13 protein-coding genes are annotated in these 12,813 nt (G+C 53.1%); 4 read left to right on the top strand and 9 right to left on the bottom strand.

The window, feature by feature from the left end:
- Positions 1 to 145: 145 nt before the first annotated feature.
- Positions 146 to 556 carry a nucleoside diphosphate kinase regulator gene (gene rnk / locus HV037_RS17480; RefSeq protein ID WP_005120853.1) on the bottom strand — a complete coding sequence of 137 codons (411 nt, stop codon included), beginning with the start codon at positions 554 to 556 and terminating at the stop codon, positions 146 to 148.
- A gap of 275 nt (positions 557 to 831) precedes the next feature.
- Here rnk and HV037_RS17475 point away from each other — a divergent pair, with 275 nt between their 5' ends.
- Positions 832 to 1,662 carry an alpha/beta hydrolase gene (locus tag HV037_RS17475; RefSeq protein WP_103283613.1) on the top strand — a complete coding sequence of 277 codons (831 nt, stop codon included), beginning with the start codon at positions 832 to 834 and terminating at the stop codon, positions 1,660 to 1,662.
- A gap of 96 nt (positions 1,663 to 1,758) precedes the next feature.
- The gene (locus HV037_RS17470; RefSeq protein WP_016155958.1) at positions 1,759 to 2,382 is read left to right on the top strand and encodes a flavin reductase family protein; all 624 of its coding nucleotides are present in this window, start codon (positions 1,759 to 1,761) and stop codon (positions 2,380 to 2,382) included.
- 40 nt (positions 2,383 to 2,422) lie between these two features.
- Here the strand turns inward: HV037_RS17470 and rna are convergent, their stop codons facing one another.
- From rna to citC, 8 genes are all read right to left on the bottom strand, one after another.
- Positions 2,423 to 3,229, bottom strand: a complete 807-nt coding sequence (gene rna / locus HV037_RS17465; RefSeq protein WP_103283614.1) for a ribonuclease I — start codon at positions 3,227 to 3,229, stop codon at positions 2,423 to 2,425.
- Between the two features lie 110 nt (positions 3,230 to 3,339).
- On the bottom strand, positions 3,340 to 4,803 hold the full coding sequence (gene citT, locus HV037_RS17460) for a citrate/succinate antiporter CitT (protein WP_016152219.1): 1,464 nt from the start codon (positions 4,801 to 4,803) through the stop codon (positions 3,340 to 3,342).
- Between the two features lie 25 nt (positions 4,804 to 4,828).
- A complete protein-coding gene (citG, locus tag HV037_RS17455) occupies positions 4,829 to 5,734 on the bottom strand; it encodes a triphosphoribosyl-dephospho-CoA synthase CitG (protein WP_016152220.1) in 906 nt (301 codons plus the stop codon).
- A complete protein-coding gene (gene citX / locus HV037_RS17450) occupies positions 5,703 to 6,257 on the bottom strand; it encodes a citrate lyase holo-[acyl-carrier protein] synthase (RefSeq protein ID WP_103283615.1) in 555 nt (184 codons plus the stop codon). Before citX ends, citG begins: the two co-directional genes overlap by 32 nt.
- 3 nt (positions 6,258 to 6,260) lie before the next feature.
- Positions 6,261 to 7,793, bottom strand: a complete 1,533-nt coding sequence (citF, locus tag HV037_RS17445; protein WP_016152222.1) for a citrate lyase subunit alpha — start codon at positions 7,791 to 7,793, stop codon at positions 6,261 to 6,263.
- Positions 7,794 to 7,802: 9 nt separating this feature from the next.
- Positions 7,803 to 8,711, bottom strand: a complete 909-nt coding sequence (locus HV037_RS17440; protein ID WP_016152223.1) for an aldolase/citrate lyase family protein — start codon at positions 8,709 to 8,711, stop codon at positions 7,803 to 7,805.
- Entirely contained in the window at positions 8,708 to 9,004 is a 297-nt protein-coding gene (gene citD, locus HV037_RS17435; RefSeq protein WP_094760679.1) for a citrate lyase acyl carrier protein, read from the bottom strand. The genes HV037_RS17440 and citD overlap by 4 nt, the downstream gene beginning before the upstream one ends.
- Complete coding sequence (gene citC / locus HV037_RS17430) at positions 9,001 to 10,077, bottom strand: [citrate (pro-3S)-lyase] ligase (RefSeq protein ID WP_016152224.1); 1,077 nt, start codon at positions 10,075 to 10,077, stop codon at positions 9,001 to 9,003. The genes citD and citC overlap by 4 nt, the downstream gene beginning before the upstream one ends.
- A gap of 389 nt (positions 10,078 to 10,466) precedes the next feature.
- Between citC and dpiB the strand changes: the two genes are divergently transcribed.
- Together dpiB and dpiA are read left to right on the top strand one after the other, a co-directional pair.
- Entirely contained in the window at positions 10,467 to 12,128 is a 1,662-nt protein-coding gene (gene dpiB / locus HV037_RS17425; RefSeq protein ID WP_046274583.1) for a sensor histidine kinase DpiB, read from the top strand.
- The gene (gene dpiA, locus HV037_RS17420; RefSeq protein WP_016152226.1) at positions 12,097 to 12,777 is read left to right on the top strand and encodes a two-component response regulator DpiA; all 681 of its coding nucleotides are present in this window, start codon (positions 12,097 to 12,099) and stop codon (positions 12,775 to 12,777) included. Before dpiB ends, dpiA begins: the two co-directional genes overlap by 32 nt.
- Positions 12,778 to 12,813: the final 36 nt, after the last annotated feature.

Here is a 12,813-nt window from a genome sequence, read left to right as displayed (position 1 = left end):
ATTAAAAATGATTCTGTCAGTCACGACACAGATTTATGTTTTGCGAACAGGAGATAAGGTGAGGGTCAGGAGTTGGGGGCTAACCGGAAAGAGGATGCGGATGCATCCCCTGTAAGATAAAGCGAGTGGCTTTGATAAGACAGAGTTAGCGCAGGTAGTCGCCCGCAGCTTCAGGTTGGTACTCAAGCTCAATGACTTCGAGGTGTGTTGAGGTCCCGCCTGGTAGTTCCCAGTGAATGGTGTCGCCAACGCGCAGGCCCAGAAGTGCAGCGCCAACAGGTGCCATTACCGAAAGCTGTGTGCTGCTGTCAGTCATATTGGCCGGATACACCAGGGTACGCACACGGACTTCGCCATCACTCAGATTGCGGAATTTCACGCGGCTGTTCATGGTCACGACATCGTGCGGCATGGTTTCTGGTGAACACATTTGGGCACGATCCAGCTCGGCGTTCAGGGCGTCGGCAATCGGTAAACCAGCAAACGCAGGTTGCTCCAACAGGCGGTCAATGCGTTCCGCATCGAGGTCGTTAATGATGATAGTTGGTCTGGACATTTGTTACTCCATGTCGTCGATACTGCGGGTGCGCAGGTAAATAATCCCAAAAGAAAACCCTCACCGTCAGGCGGCAAGGGTTTAGCTTTTATGATGATACTGAGACTTACCCCTGGTTTGAAGTGATTTAGTTCACATTCAGGCAAATCATCAATATTGTTGCGTATGGTGTGATTTTAGCCGAAAAACGCGATCGTTCTCCAATTTGCATTATGCTTTTTAAGCGCTCGCTGCGGGCGCGTCAAACAACTCAGTGTTCCGCGACAGGAGATCTCATGAGCCAGTACGACAAACTTACCTTGAAAGACGGCAGCTATTTGCATTTTAAAGATTGGGGAAGTGGGCAGCCTATCGTCTTTAGCCATGGCTGGCCGCTGACGGCAGATGCGTTTGAGGATCAGATGCTGTTCCTCGGGTCGAAAGGATTTCGGGTGATCGCCCATGACAGGCGTGGGCATGGGCGTTCAGCCCAACCCTGGGATGGTCACAATATGGATCAGTATGCTGACGATCTGGCTGAACTTACCGCGCATCTCAATCTTAAAGATGCCGTACATGTCGGACACTCTACCGGGGGCGGGGAGGTGGCGAGGTACATTGGTCGCCATGGAACGCAGCGGGTAGCCAAAGCGGTGTTAATCGGCGCGGTGACGCCCATAATGATCAAGACCGACTTTAACCCAAATGGTGTGCCGAAAGAGGTGTTTGATGGCATCCGTGAGGGAGTGATAAACGATCGCGCTGCTTTCTTCTATGAACTGACCGCTGCATTTTATGGCTACAACCGCCCGGGCATAAATGCGTCGAAAGCCGTTCGTGAAAGCTTTGTTGAACAGGGCTTACAAGGTTCCATCAAAGCGTTGTACGACTGTATTCACGCGTTTTCAGAAACTGACCTGCGTGAGGATCTCAAAAGGATGACTATCCCGACGCTGGTGATCCATGGTGATGACGATCAGATTGTCCCGTTTGAAACCTGCGGAAAGGTTGCGGCGGAAATACTGCCGGACGCGCAGTTGAAGGTGTATGTTGGCGGTTCGCATGGCATTTGCACTACCCATAAACAACAGATCAACGGCGATCTGCTCAACTTTATTCAATCGTAATCTTTAGCGGATTGTTCTACGCTGATCTTCTTTTTCCAGGGAGATGAGCGAAGCATAATTTGTGCTGCGCTGATGTTAACTTCAACAGAGAACGCTATGTATTTCTATCAACCATCACAAGGACACGGCTTACCGCATGACCCGCTGAATGCCATCATTGGACCGCGCCCTATTGGCTGGATTGCCTCCCGCGACAGCGACGGTCGGCATAACCTTGCACCGTACAGTTTCTTTAACTGCTTTAATTATCATCCGCCGATTATCGGTTTCGCCAGTAGCGGCTGGAAAGATAGCGTGCAGAATATTATCGACACCGGTGAGTTTGTCTGGAATCTGACGACTCTTGAGCTGGCCAGCGCGATGAACGAAACGTCAGCCAGCTTGCCTCACGGCGAAGATGAGTTTTTTGCCGCCGGGCTTAGTAAGGCAGATAGTCGGATAGTCAGCGTGCCGCGGGTGGCGCAAAGCCCGGTCAATTTTGAGTGTCGCTTATCGCAAAGTCTGCAACTGACCACCGCTGATGGTTCGCCTGTTGAAACCTGGCTGGTGCTGGGAGAAGTGGTGGGTATCCATATTGATGAAACGCTACTGGAAGGCGGCATCTACCAGACGGCGAAAGCAAAACCGGTACTGCGTGCGGGCGGGCCAACGGCGTATTATTCGATCAGTGAAACACACCGCTTTGATTTAGTTCGCCCGGATGCTCGTTCAAAACGCTAACCATATGGACCGACGCCAGCTTGCCGCGCCGGCGTTATTTTCAGTATCCCACTTTGTCGATAATAAACTGTTTACCGCAGTTACCCGGATGCGGTTGCGGTAAGAATGACTGTGCGGATAACGTCTGGTTAATGGTGTCGGCTTTCAGGGACAACTGGATTTCTGTGAGATAGGCCGGATTGCCGTGGCAGCTTAGCTTCACGGCTTTAACGTTCTCTCTGCCCCAGCTTTTAGCGACGGCGGCGTCAAATGCGCTGCGGCTGACGGTTTTGCCGTAGTTTTCCGCGAGGAATTTGCCAGCCTCGCTGTTCTTAACCTCATTATTCATCCGTACCATCGTGCCGAAGTATGCGTCGGGATCAAAACCGAAACAGGCGCCATGTTTGGCATATTCGTAACGTTCCAGACAGGATCTCCCGCCAGCACCGGGCATTACGGCACTGAGTTTTGCCGCGCTTTCCAGCGACAGGCCCGTTTCGGGAGCCGCGCATTTACGGCTGGCGCGCGCTTCAGGCAGGTTGGGAATAGGGCGAGTCGCGCAGCCAAAGCGCATCCAGCGGCGGTTGTCTACTCCACGGGCGGCGATGGATTTTGGCAGGCTGGGCCATAAACCGTGAACGGTCAGGAAATCTGCTTTATCCGCGCTCTCTTTTTGCAGACGACATTCGGCGGGCTCTTGACGATTTCTCTCGTGTTGGCTCTGACAAAATCCGGTTTGCCAGGAGAGGGCCTGCACGTAGCTGTCAAAATCAGCGTACTGTTTTGCCTGAAGTTCATCGGCCTGAGCTACAGAAACTGGGAGCAGAAGTGCTGCCAGCAGCGAAGAATAACGCCATGTTGATGTCATGATGATTTCGGATACTTATATAAATTTTGAATATCATCTATTTAATCATAAAAAATGCCAGTCAGGTTTAGCTGACTGGCATCATTTTCATCAGGCGGGAACCCGAATGATTAGCTCCACATTGCCAGAATCGGCCAGCCGACCAGCAGAAGCATAGAGATGTAGATAACGCCGAAGATAGCACCCAGACGCCAGTAGTCTTTGGACTTCACATAACCGCAGCCGTAAATAATAACGCCAGGGCCAGTTGCATACGGAGTCAGACAGCCCATGATACCGATGGACAGTACCAGCAGGATACACAGGTGTTCCATCGGAACGCCCGGGATGCCTTTGCCGACGGCCAGAATAACCGGCAGCATGGTGGCGGTGTGTGCGGAAAGGCTGGCAAACAGGTAGTGAGCAAAATAGAACACCAGCACCAGAACGATCACGGTCGCGTTAGGCGAGAAGCCTTCCAGGTGCGAGCTCATCGTGTTGGCGAACCAGTCGATGAAGCCTGAACGGGTTAAACCATTCGCCATAACGACCAGCGTGGCGAGGTTAACCAGGGTGTTCCATGCGCTGTTATAACGGGTGATGTCTTTCCACGGGACAACGTGCAGCGCCAGCATCAGCGAGACTGCCAGCAGACCCACCGCGGTCGCATCAATCAGTTTACCGCCAAAGACCCACAGACCCAGGCTGAGCAGAACCAGACCGATCAGGGTCAGCTCTTTACGCGTCAGTTTACCCATGGTTTTCAGTTCATCACCAGCCCACGCGGCAACTTCAGCACTGTGAGTAACTTCTGGCTTGTAAAGAACATAGGACAGCCACGGAGCAACGATCAGCAAAATAATACCAACCGGCAGGAAGCTGAGGAACCATTGCAACCAGCTGATTTGAATACCGGCAATTTTATTGACGAATTCCAGACCCAGCACGTTAGGTGCAGCACCGGTAACGAACATAGAGGAGCTCAGGCTGGTACTGATTACCATCATCCACATCAGATATCCGCCGATACGGCGCGCGGACGGATCGTTCGGGAATGATTTAAACAGCGGCGGCAGGTTTTTGATAACCGGGAATACGGTACCACCGGTACGCGCGGTGTTGGACGGTGTAAACGGCGCCAGCAGAATGTCGATGATGACAATCGCGTAGCCCAGCGTCAGGGTGCGCTTACCCATGAATTTTACCAGGAACAGCGCGATACGACGACCCAGACCGGTGACTTCATAGCCCAGCGCGAAGATAAACGCGCCAAACACCAACCACACGGTAGTGCTGGAGAAGCCTGCCAGACCCCATTTCAGCGCTTGCTTACCCGCTTTAAACGCCGGGTCTGCCAGCTCTGAAGCATCAAACAGCAGATAGTTGCTGCCGATGACGCAGATCGTTACGGCGATAAAGCTTATCGCTGTTGCCGGGATTGGCTCCAGGATCATCCCGACAATCATTGCCACGAAAACGGCAAAATAGTGCCAGGCCTGCGGGGGCATTCCATCAGGGACAGGGATAAGAAACATGACGCCCATTACGACCAATGGGGCCAGTAATTTCCATATTTTATCTTTTGCTAAAGACATGTGTGTGATTCTCCGGAAAGGATCTTTAATTGTGATAATGATGAACTTGTGAAATCTGAGCTAAGAACCAGGTGACGATCAGCAGATCGGCGCAGCCTCCTGGGCTGAGGTTGCGTTCAATGCACTGTTGGTCGAACTGGCGCAGGTATTCGAGATCGGCAGGGGTGCGAATCCCCCCTTGCTGCAATAGAGTTGTGGCCTGCTGTTGTAGCCAGCGCAGACCTTCTGCGCCGCCACGTGAAGCCACGTTGGTGTCGCCATTGATAGACATCAGCAGCAATAACGTGTCGAGTAGCGCTAGTTCAGGATCGCGGCCCTGAGTCAGCAGTGCGCGGTAGTGCGGCAGGGCATGCTGGATGACTAGCGGGTATCCCGCTTCGGCTTCGCCCCGTGCGCCGGTTAATCCCAGTTGTTGATAAAGACGTTGGCCAGCCGTGAGTTGTTGATTGTTCTGGCGCAGTTCGCGCTCGGTCAGGCCACGGCAAAATGTTGCTGCCGTAGAGCAAAGGGTTTCAGCGGTAACAGTCAGTTGGAGCTGGTGCAGGCGGCCAATGGCGGCACACAGCAGCCCCAGTGAAAAGATGCTCCCTTTATGGGTGTTTACCCCCTCGGTGGCGCGAAACATATCGGCTTCGCAGGCCATACCCAGTGGGCGCAGTCCTTTCAACACATCTTCAGGCGACAGCTGTGCGCTAAACGCCCCATATTCAATAAAACGCGGCAGCCAGGCCTGAATTGCCTCAGCGCTGCGATGAAAATCTTCCAGCGCCATATCTTTATGTGCGCCGTTGTTAATACGATCCACCAGACCCGGTTTGGGCGACAGGTTGACTTCAGTCAACATGGCCCGCCACGCAAGCGTTGCGTAAGCGTCAGGCAGATCCAGAGGAAGGACTGCGTTATTGGTTGATGTTGCGGGAATCGGCATCATGCAGCAGAGCCTCCATCTGAGAGAGTAAGTCGGAAAGCGCGTGGGTTTTACCCCGCGCGCATTCGGCAGCGCTTTGCCCGCACAGCAGACAGCGGCGGGCAGGGAGTGCGAAATGACGCCGGGACAGAATTTCCCTTTCAGGGGTCAGGACATCGATGTCCCATAACCGTCCCAGCGGATGTGAATGCTCAAGTTCAATCGTGGCGAGCTTGAGATCGTGGGCCGGGGCCTCAATAGACAAAAGACCTTCCGGACCGCTGGCAGAAACCAGCGCCGTTTGCTCCCTGATAATCCAGGTGGATTTTTCCGCCAGCGCGAGCAGGGCGGTGACGCCGTGATTAAAGATGCGACGGGTTAATGCGCTGTCTTTAATCGGACCCGGTGCGACCACGGTAAACGAGACCAGTGGCGCGTGATGACGCGTCAGCCAGGCATGTTGCCTTGCTTGTCTCTCATCCCGGCTGGCGAGCAGCTCGGGAATCGAAACTGCGTGTTGGGTGGCGTGTTCAGGGAGTAGGCGCATGGCTTATTCCTTCACCTGATGCACAACGTCAATCACCGAGCCATCGCGGTAACGCACAACGGCAATCACGCGGTCGGTGAATTCGATAGCGCGTGGCTGACCGGTGAGCTGCTGTGCACGTTCGCGCAGCCATTCAATGGACACCACTTTCATACCGGCTTCTTTCAGACGTTCAGCCAGTTCCGGACGCGCAGGGTTAACGGCGATACCGTGGTCAGTGACTAGGATGTCTACGCTAGAGCCCGGGGTTACGCAGGTCAGGACGTTATCAACCAGCGTCGGGATGCGTCCGCGAACCAGCGGAGCGACAATGATGGAAAGCGCAGCGGCAACCGCAGTATCGCAGTGACCGCCGGATGCGCCGCGCAGTACGCCGTCAGAACCGGTCAGTACGTTAACGTTGAAGCTGGTATCAACTTCCAGCGCACTCAGCACCACGACGTCCAGACGATCGACGGAGGCGCCTTTTGAGCCCCAGTTGGCATATTGGTTGGCACTGATCTCAATGTGGTTTGGATTGCGGGCCAGCGACTCAGCCGCGTTACGGTCAAAGCTCTGTACGTCCAGCAGTTTGCGAATCAGGCCTTTTTCGTGCAGGTCAACGATGGTAGCGGTGATGCCGCCAAGGGCGAAGTCAGCACGGATATCGCGGCTGCGCATCTTGTCTTCCAGGAAACGAGTAACGGCCAGAGAAGCGCCGCCGGTTCCTGTCTGCAGTGAGAAGCCTTCATTGAAGTAACCGGAGTTAGCAATGACGTCTGCCGCGCTACGGGCGATTAACAGTTCTCGCGGGTTGGTGGTCATGCGTGTCGCATCAGCACCGATTTTGTCCGCATCGCCGACCTGATCGATCTGTACAATCAGATCCACCTGATCCTGCGTAATGCTGGCCGGGTTATGCGGATAGGTCAGCAGTTGTTCAGTCAGCAGGACAACCTGTTTTGCATTTTCGGCATCGACGCGGGCATAGCCCAGTGAACCACAGCACGCTTTACCGGTATAGCCGTTAGCGTTACCAAACTGGTCACAGGACGGTACGCCGAGGAACGCCACATCAATGCTGAGTTCGCCACTTTGCACCAGGTGTACACGGCCGCCATGGGAGTGGACCTGCACAGGCTCGGCCAGCAGGCCACGGGAGATCTCTTCCGCCAGCGGGCCACGCAGCCCGGAGGTGTAAATACGGCTGACCACGCCCTGACGGATGTGCTCAACCAGCGGAGCATGGCAGTCGCTCAGGGAGCTGGAGGCCAGCGTCAGATTTTTAAAGCCCATTCTGGCGATGGCGTCCATCACCAGGTTAATCGTCAGATCGCCACCGCGAAAAGCGTGGTGGAAAGAGATGGTCATGCCATCCTGTAAACCTGAACGACGAATGGCGTCTTCCAGGTTAGCGCACAGCTTCTTGTCGCGCGGTTTTTGCGCCTGTAATTCTACTTTTGCGGTGCTCTGATAAGCGGAAAGCTCACTTTCTGCATGACGGCTCCAGGTCGCCACGCGATCCTGGCGTTGAGACTGTTCGATTTTCTGCGTCATTTTTTTGCCTTATTCTTCGCGAATGCCGGAAAGTTCTGCACGGGAGATAACCAGAAGGGCGCGCTCGATAACCGGGCTGTCGACCATTTTGCCGTTCAGGGAAACTACGCCACGGCCTTCGCGAGCGGCGGCTTCAGCGGCTTCCACGACCAGGCGCGCGTGAGCCAGCTCTTTGCGTGTCGGCGCGTACAGGTTGTGCAGGAGCTCGATCTGGCGCGGGTTGATGAGCGACTTACCGTCAAAACCCAGTTGCTTGATGTGTGCGGCTTCATGCAGGAAACCCGCTTCGTTGTTGGCATCGGAATAAACGGTGTCGAACGCCTGAATGCCGGCAGAGCGTGCCGCCTGCAAAATAGAGCAGCGGGCAAACAGCAGTTCAGTCCCTTCCGGAGAGCGCTCAGTACGCAGGTTACGCACATAATCTTCCGCACCCAGTGCAATACCGATCAGGCGCTCGGAAGCGTGGGCAATTTCTACCGCGCGGGTAATGCCTAACGGCGATTCGATGGCAGCTAACAGACCGGTACTGCCGGGCTCACGGCCACAGGCTTTCTCGATACGCAGGATTTCGCTTTCGATGTCGATGACGTCCTGCGCGGTATCGGTCTTCGGTAAACGCACGATGTCAGCGCCGCCGCGTACCACGGCTTCGAGATCGTTAATGCCCCATTCGGAGTCGAGGGCGTTTACGCGCACGATAGTTTCAACGTCGTGATACAGCGGATGCTGCAGCGCGTGGTACACCATACGGCGAGCAGTATCTTTCTCGCGCAGCGCGACGGAGTCTTCCAGGTCGAACATCAGCGCATCTGCCGGATAGATGAACGAGTTGCTGACCATGGCGGCATTGGCGCCCGGTACGAACAGCATGCTGCGGCGGGTACGGGGTTTACGTTGCTGCAAAGATTCACTAATCACTGGCAATCCTCCCATGGCAGTGCAGGAATACCGCCAGCGCGGGCCAGTAGTGCTTCCAGTCGCGCACGTAAAATGCAGTCCAGTGCGCCTTTATCATCAACATTTAATTGCACGCCGCGTACGTTGTAGCGGGACAGAACCTCCAGAATGGTGGCCCTGATGGCATCACCGAACTGCTTTTCGACGCTACTGTTAACCTGCAGGTCAATATCCTGCGAATCGAGTGGGGCGATGCGAATCATCACATCACCGGACTCGAGTGTGCCTGCGACGGCTGCCTGGTTTATTTTCATTTTTCACCTGTTGCTAATGCGGGGGTATTTTGGCGGACTGCCGCACCCGATGAGGCCCGCTCAACCATGCTTTGCAGATAGTGCAGCGTGGCGTCAGGGACCAGGGATGCGATAGCCGTGAGATCTTTTTTAACCAGCAGCTTGCGCACCCAGGAGGCAGAAATCGGCATCTCCTGGAAGCACAGCCGCTCAATTTCCACCAGTTCAATCGGTGGGGCGGGAAGCGTTGGGGTCTCCAGCCAGTAGCGCATATCGTTGTTGTACTGGGAGGTGACGGTGCAATACGGCTCGGTACCGACGAAGCGGTGCGTGACGCCGAGAGCCGGGGCCAGATACTGGCGGAAGATTTTCAGGTCTATTTCGGTATAGCAGTGGTTAATAACGCTCTGCTCTTTGATGAAGTAGCACGGGAATGTGGCGCGGGAAATGATGTATTCCGAACCGCGATGAACGGTTAAACGTGGAATGTCTTTTGTCCCTTTAAGCACCAGATCCAGTCGGTCTTCATACGGAAAACGCGAGGTATCTTCTTTCACCAAAAACAGATGCAGCCAGTCACATTGCGCGGCTGCTTGTTGGATCAGAAAACGATGTCCGTTGGTGAAGGGGTTGGCGTTCATGACGATACAACCAATTTTTTTCCCTTCATGGCGCTGTTTCGCCAGTGATTCAGCGTAGCGTTTCAGACGTGTGGTGCTGTTTTCCATCAGCACCATAATGCCGGGAACGCTGGTTAGCGTAGAAAAGCCGCACTGCTTAAACAGCGACTCGTACTCGGTTTTGGTATAGATGAAGAGGTGCGTACAGTGGCGCTCATAGGCGAGGTTGATTAACTCGGTCGCCAGCGTCAGCGCTAAGCCTTCACCCCTTACGGATTCGCAGATGGCGACGCACTTTATGATATTGCCGGCAATGCCGCCGCAGGCAATCAGGCGGTCATCACGGGTGACGGTGATAAATACTTCGACAGTTGTATCAACGCTCAAATCATTCTCTTTCAGAAATTGCGCGATAGCCGCCATCTTTTTATTTTCTGAGCGTTTAACTTGCGTGAATATATTATTACCGAACATAGTGAATAGAGCCCCGATGCTATATTTGTTACTGGGTTTCTGTTTTTGTTGCTCTGTTTAGCAACCTGATAACTTCTTGTTTGCAATTGAAGGGAATGTTTTTTTATTACGGAGTATTTCTTTTTTTCCCTGCTGCATACATCGTAAGGAGTATTTTGGAGGTAATTTTTGATTTATTTCACAATAAGTTAGAAGGTTTTAATGTGTTTTATGGTTTTAAGTTTTTTAATTAATTTAACTCCGAAATAGCGTGTGGTTTTAATTTGTTTAATTGATTTAAGGTGGGGAATCTGCAACGATCCTGTTTTATACCGCGACTTGCAAATAAAACATTTTTATTACAACTACAATGAGAAATAAGTTTCGGGTATCGTCGCTGAGGAAGAAATATGGCAGAGCAGAAAAATAAAACACGGTTTCCTTTTTTTCGCAGTCTGGCGTTTCCATTGCGTATCTTTCTGCTTATTTTGGTCGTTTCTGTTTTTATTATCGCCGCGTTAGCACAATACTTTACCGCCAGTTTTGAAGATTATCTGGCAACGCATGTCCGCGATATGGCGATGAACCAGGCCAAAATCATCGCCTCTAACGACAGTATCATCGCGGCGGTGAAGCATCGTGATTACAAGCGTCTGGCGACCATTGCCGACAAACTGCAGAGCGGGACTGACTTCGACTATGTGGTGATCGGGGATACCAACTCTGTCCGCCTTTACCACCCAAATCCGGAAAAAATTGGCTACCCGATGCAGTTCACCAAACCCGGCGCGCTGGAAAGAGGGGAAAGTTACTTTATTACCGGCAAAGGGTCGATTGGGATGGCGATGCGCGCCAAAACGCCCATCTTTGATGACGATGGCAAAATCATTGGCGTGGTCTCAATTGGCTATCTGATCAGTAAAATCGATAGCTGGCGATCGGACTTTTTACTCCCAATGGCAGGGGTGTTTATCCTGCTGTTGCTGGTACTTATGCTGCTCTCCTGGTTATTTGCCGCTCATATTCGCCGACAGATGTTGGGGATGGAGCCTAAGCAAATCGCGCGGGTAGTGCGTCAGCAGGAAGCGCTATTCAGCTCGGTATATGAAGGTTTGATCGCCGTGGACCCTGATGGGTATATCACCGCAATAAACCGCAGCGCGAGGAAAATGCTGGGGCTGTCTTCGCCTGGACGAAAGTGGCTTGGAAAACCGGTTAGTGAGGTGGTTCAGCCGACTGACTTTTTCACCCAGCAGATTGCGGAAAAACGACAGGACGCGATGGTGAACTTTAATGGCCTGAGCGTTATCGCTAACCGTGAGGCGATTCGCTCCGGCGATGAACTGCTTGGGGCAATCATCAGTTTTCGTAGTAAAGATGAAATTGCTACTCTTAATGCGCAATTAACGCAGATCAAACAGTATGTAGAGAGCCTGAGAACGCTGCGTCATGAACACCTTAACTGGATGTCGACCATTAATGGCCTGCTGCAAATGAAAGAGTATGACCGGGTGCTGGCAATGGTGCAGGGGGAGTCGCAGGCGCAACAGCAACTGATTGACAGTCTGCGCGGCGCGTTTGCCGATCGTCAGGTAGCCGGTCTGTTGTTTGGCAAGGTGCAGCGTGCGCGTGAACTGGGCCTCACTATGACTATCGTTCCTGGCAGTCAACTGCATCAACTCCCTGAGGGGCTGGATAGCACAGAGTTTGCAGCAATTGTTGGCAATCTGCTTGATAATGCATTTGAAGCGAGCTTGCGCACCCAGCAAGGCAACAAGATCGTCGAACTCTATTTGAGTGATGAAGGGGATGACGTGATCATCGAAGTTGCCGATCAGGGATGCGGTGTACCGGAAGCATTGCGTGAAAAAATATTTGAACAGGGTGTGAGCACCCGTACCGATGAACCAGGTGAACATGGCATCGGTTTGTATCTGATTGCAAGTTATGTGAGGCGCTGTAACGGGGTGATTACACTCGAAGATAACTCCCCCTGCGGCACCTTATTTTCTTTATTTCTTCCGAAAGTGAAAAAAAATAATGACGGAACCATTAACGCTATTGATCGTTGAGGATGAAACGCTACTGGCGGAAATGCATGCTGAATATATCCGCCATATACCCGGCTTCAGCCAGATTTGGCTGGCGGGTAATCTTGCGCAAGCGAGGATGATGATTGAGCGTTTTAAGCCCGGTTTGATTCTGCTCGATAACTACTTGCCGGACGGCAAGGGAATTACGTTGTTGCATGAGCTAACCCAGACGCGTTATCCGGGCGGCGTGGTGTTTACCACGGCGGCCAGCGACATGGAAACGGTCTCCGAGGCCGTGCGCAGCGGCGCGTTTGATTATCTGGTCAAACCCATTGCCTACGAGCGCCTGGGGCAGACGCTGACGCGTTATCAACAGCGCAGACGCATGTTGGCCGGTAATGACAGCGCCAGTCAAAAGCAGATTGATGAAATGTTTAATGCTTATGCGCGCGGCGAACCGAAAGGTGATTTGCCGACCGGAATTGATGCGTTAACGCTGAATGCGGTGTTGAAATTATTTGCCGATCCGACGGTACATCATACTGCGGAAACGATCGCCCAGGCGCTCACTATCAGCCGTACCACCTCCAGGCGCTACCTGGAGTACTGTGCCAGCCGTCATTTGATTATTGCGGAGATTATTCATGGTAAGGTGGGGAGGCCGCAGCGTATTTATCACGGCGGCTAATTCGCGTCATCCTTGAAGCTGCCTCTTTGTGGGCTG

The sequence above is a fragment of the Citrobacter sp. RHBSTW-00017 genome (assembly GCF_013797615.1).
GTDB lineage: Bacteria > Pseudomonadota > Gammaproteobacteria > Enterobacterales > Enterobacteriaceae > Citrobacter > Citrobacter braakii.
The sequence above is the reverse complement of the archived record's forward strand: the minus strand, read 5'-3'. Positions and strand labels throughout refer to the sequence as shown.

Coding starts and splice junctions, on each gene's coding strand:
- rnk (WP_005120853.1), bottom strand. CDS start 556: ATGTCCAGACCAACTATCATCATTAACGACCTCGATGCGGAACGCATT.
- HV037_RS17475 (WP_103283613.1), top strand. CDS start 832: ATGAGCCAGTACGACAAACTTACCTTGAAAGACGGCAGCTATTTGCAT.
- HV037_RS17470 (WP_016155958.1), top strand. CDS start 1,759: ATGTATTTCTATCAACCATCACAAGGACACGGCTTACCGCATGACCCG.
- rna (WP_103283614.1), bottom strand. CDS start 3,229: ATGACATCAACATGGCGTTATTCTTCGCTGCTGGCAGCACTTCTGCTC.
- citT (WP_016152219.1), bottom strand. CDS start 4,803: ATGTCTTTAGCAAAAGATAAAATATGGAAATTACTGGCCCCATTGGTC.
- citG (WP_016152220.1), bottom strand. CDS start 5,734: ATGATGCCGATTCCCGCAACATCAACCAATAACGCAGTCCTTCCTCTG.
- citX (WP_103283615.1), bottom strand. CDS start 6,257: ATGCGCCTACTCCCTGAACACGCCACCCAACACGCAGTTTCGATTCCC.
- citF (WP_016152222.1), bottom strand. CDS start 7,793: ATGACGCAGAAAATCGAACAGTCTCAACGCCAGGATCGCGTGGCGACC.
- citD (WP_094760679.1), bottom strand. CDS start 9,004: ATGAAAATAAACCAGGCAGCCGTCGCAGGCACACTCGAGTCCGGTGAT.
- citC (WP_016152224.1), bottom strand. CDS start 10,077: ATGTTCGGTAATAATATATTCACGCAAGTTAAACGCTCAGAAAATAAA.
- dpiB (WP_046274583.1), top strand. CDS start 10,467: ATGGCAGAGCAGAAAAATAAAACACGGTTTCCTTTTTTTCGCAGTCTG.
- dpiA (WP_016152226.1), top strand. CDS start 12,097: ATGACGGAACCATTAACGCTATTGATCGTTGAGGATGAAACGCTACTG.